This window comes from Agrobacterium sp. DE0009 (assembly GCF_007680755.1).
Taxonomy (GTDB): domain Bacteria; phylum Pseudomonadota; class Alphaproteobacteria; order Rhizobiales; family Rhizobiaceae; genus Agrobacterium; species Agrobacterium tumefaciens_B.
Map to the genome: position 1 here is coordinate 1 of NZ_VEIU01000012.1, position 15,501 is coordinate 15,501.

Sequence of the window (15,501 nt, forward strand, 5' to 3'; positions counted from 1 at the left end):
ATAAATCCATCACCTCAAACAAGTCAACACACCCACCGTCAAAAAACTGACATTTTTAGCAAATCATTGAAATGTAATGATAGTTTCGGGTTCGACCTAAAATACGGCCGGGAAACCGCCGATAACATCGCGTCTGGTCCTGTATCGGGAAACATGTAATAGCATCCTACAGGAGTTTTAGAGCCATGAGGGCGTCTGACGCCCTATAGAGACAAGAATTGGAGAGCCCGTGCGCATTCTCGATGAAGCCGTCATTCCCGAGCTGCCGAAATATTACCGTGGCAAAGTGCGCGAGAATTACGACCTGCCAGACGGCAATCGCATTATTATTTCCACCGACCGCCTGAGCGCCTTTGATCGAATCCTCACATGCATCCCTTACAAGGGACAGGTCCTGACGCAGACCGCGCGCTACTGGTTTGACCGGACGATGGACATTTGCCCCAATCATGTTGTCAGCTATCCGGACCCCAATGTCGTCATCGGCAAGCGGCTCGATATCCTGCCGGTCGAGATCGTCGTGCGCGGTTATCTCGCCGGCACGACCGGCACCTCCATCCTTACCCTTTATAAGAAGGGTGAACGACAGATGTACGGCATGAGCCTCCCTGACGGGATGAAGGACAATCAGATTTTGCCAGAGCCGGTCATCACACCAACGAGCAAGGCATTTGACGGCGGCCATGACGAGCCGCTGACGCCGGCCGAGATCGTGGGGAAAAAACTCCTGACCCAGGAGCAATGGGACAAGCTGTCCCGCTACGCGCTGGACCTCTTCAAACGTGGACAGGAGATTGCCGCAAAGCAGGGTCTCATTCTCGTCGACACGAAATATGAATTCGGCACCGATGAAAACGGCAACATCATCCTGGCTGACGAAATCCATACGCCGGACAGCAGCCGCTACTGGATGGCCGACAGCTATGACGAGAGCTTTCGGAGTGGCACCCGCCCGGCAAGCTTCGACAAGGACTTCGTCAGAGCCTGGGTCGCCGAGCGCTGCGATCCCTATAAGGACGACATTCCCGAAATCCCGCAAGATCTCGTCCTCCAGACCTCCAGGGTCTACATTGATGCTTACGAGCGCATCACCGGGCAGAGCTTCGTTCCCGATGACAGCGGTGAAACGCCGCTTGCAAGAGTACGTCGGAACCTGGAGCCGTTTTTCCCCGGAGTCTGACCGTGAGCAAGATGATCGAACACGCGAGCAAGGTAGACAGGAAGAATGACCGTCCTGTCAAACGCCGGCCTCGCCGTTCCGCCGAGGAGACCCGGCGGGACATTTTAGCAAAAGCGGAAGAGCTTTTCCGCGAGCGTGGCTTCAACGCCGTGGCGATTGCCGATATTGCCGCAGCGCTCAGCATGTCTCCTGCCAATGTCTTCAAGAATTTCAGCTCGAAGAACGCCCTCGTCGACGCGCTTGGTTTCGAACAGATCGGCGTTTTCGAACGGCAGATCTGTCCGCTCGACAAAAGTCACCTGCCGCTGGAGAGGCTGCGCCATCTCGCGCACAACCTGATGGAACAGCACCATCAGGATCTCAATAAAAATCCCTACGTCTTCGAGATGATCCTGATGACCGCCAAGCAGGATATGAAATGCGGCGATTATTATAAAACCGTCATCGTGAAACTGCTGGCCGAAATCATAGAGGATGGCGTTGAGGCTGGAACCTACGCAGCAACCGACGCTCTTTCTCTTGGCGAAACCGTGCTGCATGCGCTGACCAGCGTCATCCATCCCGTCCTCATCGCCCGGGAAGATATCGGCAATTTAGCAACACGTTGTGATCAACTCGTCGATCTGATCGATGCGGGATTACGCAATCCACTTGCTAAGTGACGATTCCCAATTTACGTCACCTTCTCGCAATTGCTTGCGAAGCGCATTAGCCTGCGCTTCTATGCGCTTGGCGGTTCGGACGAAATGAGCGAATCGGGTCCCTGTTAAGGCCTTCGCCTGTCACGTCGGTCCTCGGACGCGCATCCGCCGAGCGACATTGCGCTTATAGTTGAATGCGATCAGGACGCAGGGAAGAACGATGAGCCGACGTATTTTACCCCTATTTGCTTCTCTGTGTGTCACCGCGCTTCTGGCCGGATGCAGCGATGGCGGAGAAAGCAATCAGGCGCCCGGCCAGGGTGCCGCGCGTCCGCCGTCTCCCGTCAGCGTCATCGTGATGAAGAACAGCGAATATCCGCTGACCACGGTGCTGCCAGGCCGCGCCAGCGCGTTCCAGACCGCGGAGATCCGCCCACGCGTCACTGGCATCATCCGCGAAATCCCTTTCAAGGAGGGCAGCGAGGTCAAGCAGGGCGACGTTCTCTACCAGATCGAGGACAATACCTATCTGGCGGAAGTGGCGCAGGCCAAGGCCAATGTGGCAAAGGCCGAGGCAAGCATTCCGAGCGCCGAGGCAAATCTTGCCCGCTATGAGCGGCTGGTCAACAGCGGCGCAACGCAGATCGAATATGAAAATGCCAAGGTAACGCTGCTGCAGGCGCAGGCGGATGTGGCCCAGACGAAGGCGGCGCTGGAAACGGCGGAGATCAATCTCGATCTCACCAAGGTCCGCGCACCTTTCGACGGCATTACCAGCGCTACCGCCTTCAGTATCGGCAACGTGGTGACCGCAAACCAGACGACGGCGCTGACCACGCTACGCCGCATCGATCCGATCTACATCGACCTGATGGAGTCCAGCATCAACCTGCTGCGTCTGAAAAAGGCGATCTCGTCCGGTCAGCTTGGTGGCGACACGAAGGAGACAGGCATTCATCTGACGCTGGAAGACGGCACCGAATACAAACACGACGGCAAGATCGACATGTCGGACATGGCGGTGAGCGAAACGACGGGCACCTTCTCCATCCGCGCCCTGTTCGAAAACCCTGACGATCTTCTGCTGCCCGGCACCTATGTTCGCGCCACACTGACGATCGGTAAGGAAAAAGGCTTCCGCATTCCGCAGCGCGCGGCGAGCCGCAACGCCAATGGTGACCTGACCGCAAAGTTCGTATCGGCGGAAAACAAGGTGGAGACCCGCACCTTCCCGTCCAGCCAGCAGTCTGGCAACGCCTGGCTGGTGACGGAAAATGTCAAGGATGGCGACAAGCTCATCGTTGATGGCTTCCAGTGGATCGCCGATGGCGCGACCGTGGCACCGGTCGAAGTAACCATCGACGATCGCGGTATCGTCGTTCTGCCGCAGCAAGCTCCGCCTGCCGCCGCCCCAACGAAATAAGCATGAGCAGCAAACCCTCGGTCGAAGCTCGCACAAGGTAAGGCAGGACTGCCATGGCCCATTTCTTCATCCGGCGCCCCGTTTTTGCATGGGTTATTGCCATCGTCATCATGCTGGGCGGTGCCCTTGCGATCTGGACCCTGTCCATTTCGCAATATCCGGACATCGCGCCAACGACGGTTCGTGTCAGCGCCACCTATAACGGCGCCAGTGCCGAAACCGTCGAAAAATCGGTGACGACCATCATCGAGGACGGCATGACCGGTCTCGATGACCTCACCTATATGACCTCGTCATCCTCGACGGGAAGCGCCGAAGTGACGCTGACCTTCGGCAACAGCATCCTGCCTGACATCGCGCAGGTTCAGGTACAGAACAAGCTCCAGCTCGTTCAGTCGCAGCTGCCCGATACCGTGCAGCAGCGCGGCATCCAGGTCAGCCGCTCGACATCGAGCATCCTCATGGTCGGCGCGCTCATTTCCACCGATGGCAAGCGCAACTCGGCCGACCTTGGCGACGTCTTCTCCTCCCGCGTCGAAGACCAGATCAAGCGTCTCGAAGGTGTCGGCAGCATCAACGTGTTCGGTTCGGAATATGCCATGCGTATCTGGCTGGACCCGTTCAAGCTCAACAAGTACCAGCTGACCACGGCCGACGTCACCGGCGCCATCGAAAGCCAGAACACCCAGGTTTCCGTCGGCTCTCTCGGTGCTGTGCCCGCGGTCAAGGGTCAGCAGCTGAATGTTACGGTCACGGCACAGAGCCAGCTCACCACCGTTGCTGACTTCGAAAAGGTCATTCTGAAAGTCGAGAAAGACGGTGCGACCGTTCGCCTGAGTGACGTCGCGCGTATAGAGATCGGCCAGGAAACCTATGGCGGCGATTCCCGCTCCAATGGCCGTCCTTCGGCCGGCTTTGCGGTCAACCTCGCGACAGGCGCAAATGCGCTCGACACCGCGGCCCGCGTCAAAGCGGCTTTGACCAATGTCGAAGGTTCCCTGCCCGAAGGCGTCTCGATCGAGTATCCCTACGACACGACCCCCTTCGTCAAGCTGTCTATCGAAAAGGTGGTCCACACACTGATCGAAGCGATCATCCTCGTCTTCGTCGTGTTGCTGGTCTTCCTCCAGAACCTCAGGGCCACCTTCATTCCGATGATCGCCGTGCCGGTCGTGCTTCTCGGCACCTTCGGTGTTCTGGCACTCACCGGATATTCCATCAACACGCTGACCATGTTTGCCATGGTTCTGGCCATCGGCCTCCTCGTCGACGACGCTATCGTTGTCGTTGAAAACGTCGAGCGCATCATGTCGGAAGAGGGTCTGTCACCGGTCGAGGCGACCGAGAAGTCGATGGGCGAAATCACTGGTGCAATCATCGGCATCGCACTCGTCCTGACCGCCGTCTTCATTCCGATGGCTTTCTTCGGCGGGTCGACGGGCATCATCTATCGCCAGTTCTCGATCACCATCGTGTCGGCGATGCTGCTTTCGGCCGTTGTCGCCATCGTGCTGACGCCGGCGCTGTGCGCCACCATGCTGAAGCCGATCGACCACCACAAGAAGCAGCGCGGGCCGGGTGCGTGGTTCAATCGAGGCTTCGGCAGAACGACGGATGGCTATGTCTCCACCATCGGCTATCTCCTGAAACGCCCGTTGCGCGTCATGATCATCTTTGCGGTCGTCATCGGTGGCTGCGTCTGGTTTTTCAGCAAGCTGCCAAGCTCGTTCCTGCCACAGGAAGACCAGGGCGTGCTCCTGACCATCATCCAGACCCCGACGGGTTCGAACATCGAACGCACCAATGAGGTGGTAAAACAGGTCGAAAGCTACTTCCGCGAAAAAGAAGCCGCCAATGTCGAATCGGTGTTTGGCGTGCTTGGCTTCAGCTTCAGCGGTTCCGGCCAAAACAACGCCATCGTCTTCACCAAGCTCAAGGATTTCGAGGAACGCACGGCGCCGGAGCAACATGCCGGGGCCATCGTTCAACGCGCCATGGGCACCTTCTTCGGTTTCCGCGATGCGCAGGTCTTCCCGCTTCTGCCGCCGGCCATTCAGGGCATGGGCACGTCGAGCGGTTTCTCGATGTATCTGGTGGATAGCGGCCGAAACGGCACCGATGCCCTGACGGCCTCATCGAAAGAACTGATCGCGCTTGCCACAGGCAATCCGAAGATCAGCTCGCTCAGAAGCGACAGCCAGGACAATGAAACCCAGATGAAGATCGTTCTCGATCAGGAAAAAATGGGTGCCATGGGGGTCGACCTGTCCTCCGTGAACCTCATGCTGTCGACGATCTTTGCGGGGCGCGATGTCAATGACTTCACGCTCAATGGCGAGTTGAAGCCCGTCTATGTCCAGGGTGACGCCCCCTATCGTATGCAGCCCGACGATCTGAAGTTCTGGTATGCCCGCAACACCAATGGCGAGATGGTGCCTTTCTCTTCCTTTAGCGAAGTCAAATGGATCAATGCCCCGCCATCGCTGGCGCGCTTCAACGGCACGGGGGCGATCTCGCTGGAGGGCACTGCCGGAGCGGGCGTCGCCTCGGGCGACGCAATGGACGAAATGGAGCGTCTGACAGCGAGCCTGCCGGGTGGTTACACGGTGGCCTGGCAGGGCATTTCCTATCAGGAACGCCTCTCGGGTTCGCAGGCGCCGATGCTCTACGCGCTGTCGGTGCTGATCGTCTTCCTGTGCCTTGCCGCCCTTTATGAAAGCTGGTCGATCCCGTTCTCGGTCATCATGGCCGTTCCGGTGGGTGTTCTCGGTGCTTTGACGGCGGCGCATTTCTTCGGTCAATCGAACGACGTCTACTTCAAAGTCGGCCTTCTGACCACGATCGGGCTTGCGGCAAAGAACGCGATTCTGATCGTCGAATTCGCCAAGGAGAGGCAGGAGCACGGACTGAGCCTGATGGAAGCGACGCTGGAGGCGGCAAAGCTGCGCCTGCGCCCGATCATCATGACCTCGCTCGCCTTCATCCTCGGTGTCGTGCCTCTCGCCATTGCAACCGGAGCGGGTTCAGCTGCGCAAAATGCAATCGGCATTGGCGTCCTGGGTGGTATGCTTTCTGCAACACTGCTCGGAATTTTCTTCGTTCCGTCCTTTTTCGTCATCATTCGCCGCCTTTCAAGGCGTTAACAAAACAAAAATGGGCTGTGCCAACCGTTAATACGCTGCTAGAAATATCGCCGATTTGGCAAGTGCACGTTTCTACGGCATATCGACCGCGCAGCCCATTTGTCAGCCACGCTCGGTAAGCCAACCTAAGAATTGGGAAAATTACATGCTGTCTATTCGCGCTATCGCTCCCCTGACAATGCTGCTGCTTGCAGGCTGTGTCGTCGGGCCCGACCAAAAGACACCGGAAATCCAGTTGCCGGGCAAGTTCGCGGAAGGCGGCAAGACCAGCAACGGTGACATCAGCAGCGTCGCGTGGTGGACCGCATTCAACGACAGCCGCCTTAATGGCTATGTCGCGACCGGCCTTCAACAGAACCTGACCGTGATGCAGGCTATCGAGCGCATCAATCAGGCGCAGGCAAATGTCATCATCGCCGGCGCCGGTGCGCTTCCGAGCCTGAATGCCCAGGGGCAGCATACGACCAGCCAGACATCTGGCAGCCTGCGCGATGTGCCGGTGACGAACACCTCGTCCGGCGGCCTCAGCGTTTCCTGGCTGCTCGATCTTTTCGGCCGCTACCAGCGTGCCCGGGAAAGCGCCAGCGCAGATCTTGATGCCGCATACTCGACCGTTGATGTTCAGCGTCTGACGCTGATCTCTGCGGTGGCGTCAGCCTATATTGACGTTCGTTATTATCAGGAGCGACTGGCGATTGCCCGCCAGAACCTCGGTTCGCGTCGCGAGACGCTGGATCTGACGAAGCTGCAGCTTGAAGCTGGTGCTGCCTCCCGTCTCGACGTGGTTCAGTCCGAGGGTCTCGTCAATTCGACCCTGTCTGAAATTCCGGGACTGGAAACCAATTTCCGCAAGGCCGCCCATCGCATCGCGACCCTGCTGGGCATGCCGGCATCGTCGCTCATTACGGAATTGCAGAAGGGCGCTCGTCAGCCGGTTGCCCGCAGCATCCCGCGCACAGGCATCCCCGCTGACCTCATCCGCAACCGACCGGATATTCGCGTTGCCGAGCGCAATCTTGCCGCGGCGGTCGCTGCCATCGGTGTAGCTGAAGCGCAGCTTTATCCAAGCATCGAACTCAGCGGCTCGATCACGCCGAGCTATAGCTTCATCAGTGGTGGCAGCCGCGGCTCGGCCAACAGCTGGTCCTTTGGCCCGTCGCTGGTTCTGCCCATTCTGGACGGTGGTCGCCTGCGCGCCAATGTCGACATTGCGAACTCGCAGGCACGCGAGCAATACCTTGCCTGGAAGGCGACGGTTCTGAACGCGGTCGAAGAGGTTGAAAACGCTCTTGCCGCCGTCAACCGCGACCAGCGCACCGCAGACGCCCTTCGCAGGACCGTGGCTTCCTATCGTGAAGCACTTCAGCTTTCGACGGCAAGCTACCGCGATGGCGCTTCGTCCCTGCTCGACGTTCTGGACGCGCAGCGCCAGGTTTCCACTGCGCAGGCGAGCCTTGCTCAGGCCGTACAGCAGACGGCCCAGGATTATGTCGCCCTCAGCATCGCGCTCGGTGGCGGTTATGCTGTCGGCCAGACGACGGCTCCCAACAGGGGCGGCCCGACCATTGCCGCTGCCGCCGTTGCCAAGGGCATGTGACAGCATCCAAAATGACAAACAAAAAGCCCGCGTCTCGACGCGGGCTTTTTTATTGCGGACATAAAAAGCACCCGTCATCAGGTGCTTTTTATGTCATCAGCCGTCAGGCTCAGTTCTTGGCGCGCTCGACGTAGGAATTGTCTTCCGTCGCGATGACCACGCGGATGCCGGCATCGATATGCGGCGGTACCATGGTGCGAATGCCGTTGGAAAGAATTGCCGGCTTGTAGGACGACGAAGCCGTCTGGCCCTTCACGACCGGCTCGGTTTCCATGATCTCGAGCGTGACGTGACGCGGCAGTTCGACCGCCAGCGGATTGCCTTCGTGGATCGAGAGAACGCAGGTCATGCCTTCCTGCAGATAAGCCTTCTGGTCACCCATCGTCTCGGCATCGACCACGACCTGATCGTAGTTTTCGGGGTTCATGAAGTGGAAGCCTTCGCCGTCTTCATATAGGAACTGGAAGTTCAGGTCCTCAACGAAGGCGCGCTCGACCTGTTCGGTGGTGCGCCAGCGCTCGGAGACCTTCACGCCGTCGACGATGCGGCGCATATCTACCTGGGTGACCGGCGTGCCCTTGCCGGGGTGAAAGTTCTGCGCGGTGAGAACGACGTAAAGCTTGCCGTCGACGTCCAGAACATTGCCCTTGCGGACGGATGAGGCGATAACCTTGACCATATGACTTCCTTGTAACTCGATGAAATGCGTCGTAAAGGACTGCACGGCAGCACCTGCCCCGGCAGACGTTTTGTCTGTTTTCTGGGGCGCAACTACCTTAAATCCGCACGAATTGCCAGCCTTCTACAGCAATTCGCGGAAGAGTGCCTAGCGGTTTTCCGCCCGGGCCTGCTTTAAATGACCCGATCAGGCGCTTTGCGGGCCATGTCCTGACGATCGAGCGCCGCATGGAAGACGGAAAAGAACTGAACATGCGCGAAAGCAACGAAACAATGTCGCCATGGTGGACGCCCGACGTCCATGCCGATCGCCGCGCGTTTCTGCTTGGTCGCAATCGTATCCAGTCCGCCTTCCGAAACTATTTTACTGACGAGGATTTCCTGGAGGTGGATACTGCGACATTGCAGATCTCGCCCGGCAACGAGGCGCATCTGCATGCTTTTGCCACGCGAGCCCTGACCCCGGCGGGCGACGCCGTGCCGCTTTATCTCCACACCTCGCCGGAGTTTGCCTGCAAGAAGTTGCTTGCAGCCGGCGAAACACGCATTTCCTGCTTCGCCCATGTCTACAGAAATCGAGAACGAGGCCCCCTCCACCACCCGGAATTCACCATGCTGGAATGGTATCGTGTGGGCGAAACCTATGAGAGCCTGATGAGGGACAGCGCCAATCTTCTGGCATTGGCAGCGGAAACCGCAGGCACGAAGACGTTCACCTATCGCGGTCGCAGCGTCGACCCCTTTCTCGAACCGGAGCGGATAAGCGTCGCCGAAGCCTTTCTGCGCTATGCGGGCGTCGATCTTCTGGCCACCATCGACCAAAACGGCGAGACCGACAGCCGCCAGCTTGCCGCGCGTTTGACCGATGCCGGCATTCGCGTGGCTGAGGACGATACCTGGGCCGATATGTTCAGCCGCGTCATTGTCGAGCGGATCGAGCCCGAACTGGGCTTCGGCAGGGCGACGATCCTCGACGAATATCCTACCTGTGAGGCGGCCCTCGCCCGCAGGTCGCCGAAAGACGGCCGCGTCGCGGAACGTTTCGAGCTTTACGCCTGCGGTGTTGAACTGGCCAACGCATTCGGCGAATTGACCGACGCCAACGAGCAGAGACGGCGTTTCGACATGGAGATGGCGGAGAAACAGCGGGTTTACGGCGAAACCTATCCGCTGGACGATGATTTTCTGGCGGCACTCGCAATCATGCCGCCCGCAAGCGGCATCGCACTCGGCTTCGACCGGCTTGTCATGCTGGCAACCGGCGCGCCCCGCATCGATCTCGTCATGTGGGCACCCGTTGCGGATTATGGCCGATGAAGCATTCGGAAGCCATCAAGACACCGGAGGCGTTGCTCGAAGCCGGCCTGATAAAGGCCGGAGCGCTTGATGATCTGCGCGCTGTGACAGAGCGTTACGCGCTTGCGATAACGCCAACAATAGCAGCGCTGGTAGATGACAGCGATCCTGACGATCCGATAGCCCGGCAATTCGTTCCCGACGTTGCGGAACTCGTTCACCTTCCCGAAGAACGCGACGACCCGATTGGCGACCACGCGCATAGCCCGGTCCACGGCATCGTCCACCGCTATCCCGACCGCGTCCTGCTGAAGGCGGTGCATGTCTGCCCGGTCTATTGCCGTTTCTGCTTCCGCCGTGAAATGGTTGGGCCGCAGGGCAATGGCATGATGAGCCCGGAGGAACTCGACGCCGCATTCGGCTACATAAGCGCGAGCCCCTCCATCTGGGAGGTCATCCTGACAGGTGGCGATCCACTCGTTCTTTCCGCACGGCGTTTGTCGGAGCTGATGAAGCGCCTCAAAGACATCCCACATGTTAAAATTGTCCGCTTCCACACGCGCGTTCCAGTGGTTGACCCCGGTCGAATCGACGCGGCATTGATCGATGCGCTGAAAGCCAGCGGCAAGACGACCTACGTCGCGCTGCACGCCAACCACGCCCGTGAGCTGAGCGAGGCGGCGCGACAAGCCTCGGCACGGCTGATCGACGCCGGTATCGCCATGGTGAGCCAGACGGTGCTGTTAAAAGGCGTCAACGACGATCCCGCCGTTCTCGCTGACCTGATGCGCGCCTTCGTCGAGGCACGGATCAAGCCCTATTATCTTCATCATCCCGATCTCGCACCGGGCACCAGCCATTTCCGGCTGACGATCGAGGAAGGCCAGCGAATCGTTTCCGCTTTGCGCGGCCATGTCTCCGGTCTATGTCAGCCGACCTATGTTCTTGACATCCCCGGGGGTCACGGCAAGGCAGCAATTGGCCGAAATGCGGCAGCAAAGACTCGCGATGGCTGTTATGCCGTTTCAGACTTCAACGGCAACGATCATATTTACCCGCCACGAACGACAGACATCGATTAAAAAATGACATACCGGCCCTGCGCCGCAAGGCTTTTGAGGGTTCAGGCATGTGGAAACAAAAATTTCACATTTCCGCCCCTGTCCTGTCATCATAAAGAAAAATATTCTACCTATAACAATCAGCATTGATTTTAACGCTGGTCTGGATTATCAGTGTGGGACTGGAGAACGAGTCTCCTGATTCTGGGCCAACACCAACACAGGGAGTGTGTCATGTCAAAACATAGTGCCATTAACGCAATCCTTGGTCTTGAGTCCTGGAATGCTGGATTTAAATCCACGTGTTCCCGCTGCTGTCGAATGTGACCTGACGGTCACAATTTTCAGAAAATCTGTTCGACAACATGCTGTGTGAAGTAGCCACAGCGGGAGTATACCTATGCAAAAGCAAGTAATTGAATTCGCTGGCGAACCCGTCGGCATCGTCATACCGGACAACGACCGGCTGAAGTTTATCGCGGTGAAGTTCCACGTCCACGACCTGGACGAACAGAAGTTCGACAGTGCCGACGACGTGCGGATCGCCATCCGTGATCTCGTGCGTAACCGGAACCTGGCCGCAGTTGCCTGATGCGGCTTGCGTTCCAGCTTCTCATCGAAACGCAGAAAACAGAGTGCGCCCGATATTGAAGCCGCATGACCGGCCGATGGCGCACTCTTTTATTGCCTGAGATTATAGCTGCGCCGCCTGTCGCGCGCATATCCTCGGATGGCTTCACCCGAAAGCCTTACAGAATTATCCCTTGAGCCACTGATGGCGCTGGCGCCTTAAAACGCCGTGAAAGTCAGCGTTGTCAGGGACCGCACGATCCCCGGAATATTGACGATGTTCTGGTTGATGAACTTGCCTATGTCCTCTTCCTGCGGCAGGTAGATTTTCAGCAGCAGATCATACTCGCCGCTCGTCGAGTAAAGTTCCGAAACCAGTTCGGTCTTATAAATGGCATCGGCGACATCGTAGGTCTTGCCGGGTTCGCATTGAAGCTGAACAAAAATGGGCTTCACGGACATCTCCCGTATTGAACGTGCAGTGTGTGGCGCCGTCCGCCACCTGTCATGAGGCACTATTGGCTCAGCCGCGCGCCTCTTGCAAGACCGACACCGCGTTGACGGTGAAAACTCTTCAGCTGCCGCTACCTGCCGATTGCCGCTTGGGAAACGATCCAGTCCCGAAAACTGTCGAGCGGCGGATAGCCTGCACGATCAGGCATGCAGGCGAGATAATAGGCTTCTTCGCTCTCCACTTGCCCGGCAACTGCCGCGACGAGGCGACCGCTCTCGATTTCTTCCTCAATCATGAAAGAGGGGATGAGAGACGCCCCGACGCCGGCGCTCGCCGCTTCCGCTATCGTCGTGAATTGGTCGAACAACATGCCATGCACATTGTCAAAATCCACATCGTGGCTGCGAAACCATTGCTCCCAGGCATCGGGGCGGGTCGTCATGTGCAAAAGCGGCACATGCAGGAGATTTTCCGGGCGCGTAAGCCCGTGACGTTCCTTAAACGCCGGGCTGCACACCGGAATAACTTTTTCATGCATCAGGAAAATCAGCTCTGTGCCCGGCCAGTGCGGCAGCCCGAAGTGGATCGCCGCATCGACCGTGTCAGTACGGAAATCGAAGAGTGACGCCCGCGTCAGCAGATTGACCGAAACCCCGGGATGCCGGGCGATGAAATCAGGAAGCCGCGGCACGAGCCAACGGGTTCCGAAACTCGGGAGGACGCCGAGATTGAGCGTGCCGCCATCCGGATTGGCGCGCAGGTTGAGCGAGGCCGTCGATATGCGCCGCAACGCCTCGCGGATGTCGCGCGCATATCCCTCTCCCGCCCGTGTCAGCCGGATCGTCTGACGCTCGCGCAGGAACAGCGCGACGCCGAGCTGCTCTTCCAGGGCGAGGATCTGTCGGCTCACGGCACCCTGCGTCAGGCCGAGTTCTCTCGCCGCTGCAGTGACGCTGCCGGTGCGCGAAGCGGCCTCGAAGGCGGCGAGCAGCGAAAGCGACGGCAGAAAACGGCGGGGTGGCAGCACCATATTCCCTCGCGGAATGAACTCTTGACGATATGTCGATATTCAACAGACGCCGCGGCTTGTAAAGTCTCATTAACAAGGGCTTGTCACCCATACGGAAACCAAATGAACTTGCCCGCACCATGGTGGAACGATGTATAACGACCCCCGCTCCCACGGTCTCTGGGAAAAGACCGCGCCGCAACCGCCCGTAACACCCGCCTTGCAAGGCGAATCCGTTGCCGATGTCGTCGTCATCGGTGGTGGTTTCACCGGACAATCCGCCGCCCTTCATCTGGCCGAAAAAGGTGTCGACGTCGTTCTCCTGGAAGCAAAAGAGATCGGCTTCGGGGGCGCCGGGCGCAATGTCGGGCTCATCAATGGTGGCATGTGGGTCATGCCCAAAGAATTGCCCGGCGTGCTGGGTTCAACCTATGGCGAACGTCTTCTCGGCCTGCTGGGCAATGCGCCGCTTCTTGTCCGAGAACTGGTGGAAAGACACGACATCGCCTGCGAAATCGAGAAGAACGGTACGCTTCATTGCGCTGTCGGCGAAAAGGGACTTGCTGAAATCCACGAGCGCTGTGCGCAGTGGGCCGCGAGGGGCGCGCCGGTGCGTGTTCTGGATGCCGAGGAGACAGCGAGACGAATCGGCAGCACCGCGTATTCCGGCGCCCTTCTCGACACGCGGGCAGGCACGATCCAGCCGCTCGCCTATGTTCGGGGCCTTGCCGCAGCTGCCCGGAAGAATGGTGCGCGTCTGCATACCGATAGCCCGGTGATCGCCACCGAGCGCAGCCATGGAAAATGGCTGGTCAAAACCGAGCAAGGCTCGGTAACTGCCAACTGGATCGTTGTTGCCACGGAAGCCTACAGCACCGGTCCATGGCGGATCGTCCGCGATGAGCAGACCTACCTTCCCTATTTCAATTTCGCCACCAGACCGCTTGGCGACAACCTGCGAAAGAGTATCTTGCCGGGGTGTGAGGGTTGCTGGGACACGAAGGAAATTCTCTCCTCCTTCCGGATGGACAAAGCCGGCCGGTTGGTCTTCGGCAGTGTCGGCGCCCTGCGCGGCACCGGCGCCGCCATTCATCGCGCCTGGGCAAAACGATCGCTGAAGCGGCTTTTTCCGCAACTTGGTGAGACTGAGTTCGAATGTGAATGGTATGGCAAGATCGGCATGACCGACAACGCCGTGCCGCGCTTCCACAAATTCGCGGACAATGTCATCGGATTCTCCGGCTACAATGGCCGCGGCATCGCGCCCGGCACGGCATTTGGCAAGGTGCTCGCGCAACATATTCTCGGTGAGATCGGCGAAGCCGAAATGCCCCTGCCTTTGACAGAGCCGAAAGCACAGGCCTTGCGAGCGGTGAAGGAAGCCTATTACGAAGCCGGCGCGCAGATCGCTCATTTCGCCGGCGAGCGTTTTTGATCCTTAACAGGTTCGACCATATGCAGCGCAAGGGATTCTTCAGCAGCTAGTGGTTCGCCCGAACCTCTGCGATCGTCACGCCCTTTTTACGCGATGTATCCATGAAAATATAATGCTTGCCCTTTCGCCATATCGATATATTCATACGAATATCACGTATCGAGGACACGCATCATGAGACCTTCGCGCCGCAGCTTTTTCAAAACCATTGTCGTGGCTACGTCCTTCTCCATCGCAGCGTCCTTTGTGAGCGTTCCAGCTTATGCCGCCGAAAAAGTGACCGTGTTTGCCGCGGCGAGCATGAAAAACGCCCTCGACGCCATCAACGCGGAATGGGCGAAGGACAGCGGCAACGAGGTCATCGTCTCCTATGCCGCGAGTTCCGCGCTCGCCAAGCAGATCGAGCAGGGTGCGCCGGCCGACATCTTCATTTCCGCCGACCTTGCCTGGATGGACTATGTTGCCGAAAAGAAGCTGATCAACGCTGACAGCCGCTCCAATCTTCTCGGCAACCGCATCGTTCTCGTCGCCCCGGCAGACAAGGCAAAGCCAGTCGAAATCAAGCAGGGCTTCGATCTTGCCGCTCTGATGGGCGACGGCCGTCTGGCCATGGGCGCAGTCGACTCCGTGCCGGCAGGCAAATACGGCAAGGCCGCTCTGGAAAAACTCGGGGTCTGGTCCTCGGTCGAACAAAAGGTCGCCGGTGCGGAAAGCGTGCGTGCCGCGCTGCTGCTCGTCTCTCGCGGCGAAGCCCCCTATGGCATCGTCTACCAGACCGATGCCGCCGCCGATCCGGGCGTGAAGATCGTCGGCGCCTTCCCGGAAGACAGCCATCCGCCGATCATCTACCCGGTCGCCATTCTTTCGGAAGCCAAGTCCCCGGCAGCAAAGGCCTATCTTGATTTCCTGAAGTCGGCCAAGGCAACGCCCTTCTTCGAAAAGCAAGGCTTTACCGTTTTGAAATAAACTGCCTTTCGTGAGCCCAGCATATTGGCCGCGAGAGATGACGTTTGC

At 58.6% G+C, this 15,501-nt stretch carries 13 protein-coding genes; 10 read left to right on the forward strand and 3 right to left on the reverse strand.

The window, feature by feature from the left end:
* Positions 1 to 229 precede the first annotated feature (229 nt).
* The 5 genes from FS804_RS23530 to FS804_RS23550 all read left to right on the forward strand — a co-directional run bounded on the left by FS804_RS23530 (position 230) and on the right by FS804_RS23550 (position 7,984).
* Positions 230 to 1,180 (forward strand): phosphoribosylaminoimidazolesuccinocarboxamide synthase, encoded by a 951-nt coding sequence (locus FS804_RS23530; RefSeq protein WP_144579213.1) that lies wholly within the window; start codon positions 230 to 232, stop codon positions 1,178 to 1,180.
* A gap of 11 nt (positions 1,181 to 1,191) precedes the next feature.
* The gene (locus tag FS804_RS23535; protein WP_371417904.1) at positions 1,192 to 1,842 is read left to right on the forward strand and encodes a TetR family transcriptional regulator; all 651 of its coding nucleotides are present in this window, start codon (positions 1,192 to 1,194) and stop codon (positions 1,840 to 1,842) included.
* Between the two features lie 199 nt (positions 1,843 to 2,041).
* Positions 2,042 to 3,244, forward strand: a complete 1,203-nt coding sequence (locus FS804_RS23540) for an efflux RND transporter periplasmic adaptor subunit (RefSeq protein WP_063948470.1) — start codon at positions 2,042 to 2,044, stop codon at positions 3,242 to 3,244.
* Between the two features lie 53 nt (positions 3,245 to 3,297).
* Positions 3,298 to 6,387 carry an efflux RND transporter permease subunit gene (locus FS804_RS23545; RefSeq protein ID WP_063948468.1) on the forward strand — a complete coding sequence of 1,030 codons (3,090 nt, stop codon included), beginning with the start codon at positions 3,298 to 3,300 and terminating at the stop codon, positions 6,385 to 6,387.
* Positions 6,388 to 6,532: 145 nt separating this feature from the next.
* Entirely contained in the window at positions 6,533 to 7,984 is a 1,452-nt protein-coding gene (locus tag FS804_RS23550; protein ID WP_144579215.1) for an efflux transporter outer membrane subunit, read from the forward strand.
* A 109-nt stretch (positions 7,985 to 8,093) separates the two neighbouring features.
* Here FS804_RS23550 and efp read toward each other — a convergent pair whose 3' ends face one another.
* Positions 8,094 to 8,663, reverse strand: a complete 570-nt coding sequence (gene efp, locus FS804_RS23555; RefSeq protein WP_063948464.1) for an elongation factor P — start codon at positions 8,661 to 8,663, stop codon at positions 8,094 to 8,096.
* A 251-nt stretch (positions 8,664 to 8,914) separates the two neighbouring features.
* On the opposite strand from efp, the gene epmA reads away from it, so the two are divergent.
* From epmA to FS804_RS23570, 3 genes are all read left to right on the forward strand, one after another.
* Positions 8,915 to 9,979: an EF-P lysine aminoacylase EpmA gene (gene epmA / locus FS804_RS23560; RefSeq protein ID WP_144579250.1), complete on the forward strand. Its 1,065-nt coding sequence runs from the start codon at positions 8,915 to 8,917 to the stop codon at positions 9,977 to 9,979.
* Positions 9,976 to 11,040 carry a lysine-2,3-aminomutase-like protein gene (locus tag FS804_RS23565; RefSeq protein ID WP_144579216.1) on the forward strand — a complete coding sequence of 355 codons (1,065 nt, stop codon included), beginning with the start codon at positions 9,976 to 9,978 and terminating at the stop codon, positions 11,038 to 11,040. Before epmA ends, FS804_RS23565 begins: the two co-directional genes overlap by 4 nt.
* A gap of 379 nt (positions 11,041 to 11,419) precedes the next feature.
* On the forward strand, positions 11,420 to 11,611 hold the full coding sequence (locus FS804_RS23570) for a hypothetical protein (protein ID WP_003492264.1): 192 nt from the start codon (positions 11,420 to 11,422) through the stop codon (positions 11,609 to 11,611).
* A gap of 197 nt (positions 11,612 to 11,808) precedes the next feature.
* Here the strand turns inward: FS804_RS23570 and FS804_RS23575 are convergent, their stop codons facing one another.
* The gene (locus FS804_RS23575; protein WP_003521320.1) at positions 11,809 to 12,045 is read right to left on the reverse strand and encodes an Lrp/AsnC ligand binding domain-containing protein; all 237 of its coding nucleotides are present in this window, start codon (positions 12,043 to 12,045) and stop codon (positions 11,809 to 11,811) included.
* A gap of 128 nt (positions 12,046 to 12,173) precedes the next feature.
* Positions 12,174 to 13,073, reverse strand: coding sequence for a LysR family transcriptional regulator (locus tag FS804_RS23580; protein WP_063948457.1), 900 nt, complete (start codon positions 13,071 to 13,073; stop codon positions 12,174 to 12,176).
* 130 nt (positions 13,074 to 13,203) lie between these two features.
* Here FS804_RS23580 and FS804_RS23585 point away from each other — a divergent pair, with 130 nt between their 5' ends.
* Both FS804_RS23585 and modA read left to right on the forward strand, forming a co-directional pair.
* Positions 13,204 to 14,487 (forward strand): FAD-binding oxidoreductase, encoded by a 1,284-nt coding sequence (locus FS804_RS23585; RefSeq protein ID WP_144579217.1) that lies wholly within the window; start codon positions 13,204 to 13,206, stop codon positions 14,485 to 14,487.
* 174 nt (positions 14,488 to 14,661) lie between these two features.
* Positions 14,662 to 15,453, forward strand: coding sequence for a molybdate ABC transporter substrate-binding protein (modA, locus tag FS804_RS23590; protein ID WP_144579218.1), 792 nt, complete (start codon positions 14,662 to 14,664; stop codon positions 15,451 to 15,453).
* Positions 15,454 to 15,501: the final 48 nt, after the last annotated feature.

Excerpts from the sequence above, each read along its gene's own strand:
- FS804_RS23570 (WP_003492264.1), top strand. The coding sequence starts at position 11,420 with ATGCAAAAGCAAGTAATTGAATTCGCTGGCGAACCCGTCGGCATCGTC.
- FS804_RS23535 (WP_371417904.1), top strand. The coding sequence starts at position 1,192 with ATGATCGAACACGCGAGCAAGGTAGACAGGAAGAATGACCGTCCTGTC.
- FS804_RS23565 (WP_144579216.1), top strand. The coding sequence starts at position 9,976 with ATGAAGCATTCGGAAGCCATCAAGACACCGGAGGCGTTGCTCGAAGCC.
- epmA (WP_144579250.1), top strand. The coding sequence starts at position 8,915 with ATGCGCGAAAGCAACGAAACAATGTCGCCATGGTGGACGCCCGACGTC.
- FS804_RS23585 (WP_144579217.1), top strand. The coding sequence starts at position 13,204 with ATGTATAACGACCCCCGCTCCCACGGTCTCTGGGAAAAGACCGCGCCG.
- FS804_RS23550 (WP_144579215.1), top strand. The coding sequence starts at position 6,533 with ATGCTGTCTATTCGCGCTATCGCTCCCCTGACAATGCTGCTGCTTGCA.
- modA (WP_144579218.1), top strand. The coding sequence starts at position 14,662 with ATGAGACCTTCGCGCCGCAGCTTTTTCAAAACCATTGTCGTGGCTACG.
- FS804_RS23545 (WP_063948468.1), top strand. The coding sequence starts at position 3,298 with ATGGCCCATTTCTTCATCCGGCGCCCCGTTTTTGCATGGGTTATTGCC.
- FS804_RS23540 (WP_063948470.1), top strand. The coding sequence starts at position 2,042 with ATGAGCCGACGTATTTTACCCCTATTTGCTTCTCTGTGTGTCACCGCG.
- FS804_RS23580 (WP_063948457.1), bottom strand. The coding sequence starts at position 13,073 with ATGGTGCTGCCACCCCGCCGTTTTCTGCCGTCGCTTTCGCTGCTCGCC.
- efp (WP_063948464.1), bottom strand. The coding sequence starts at position 8,663 with ATGGTCAAGGTTATCGCCTCATCCGTCCGCAAGGGCAATGTTCTGGAC.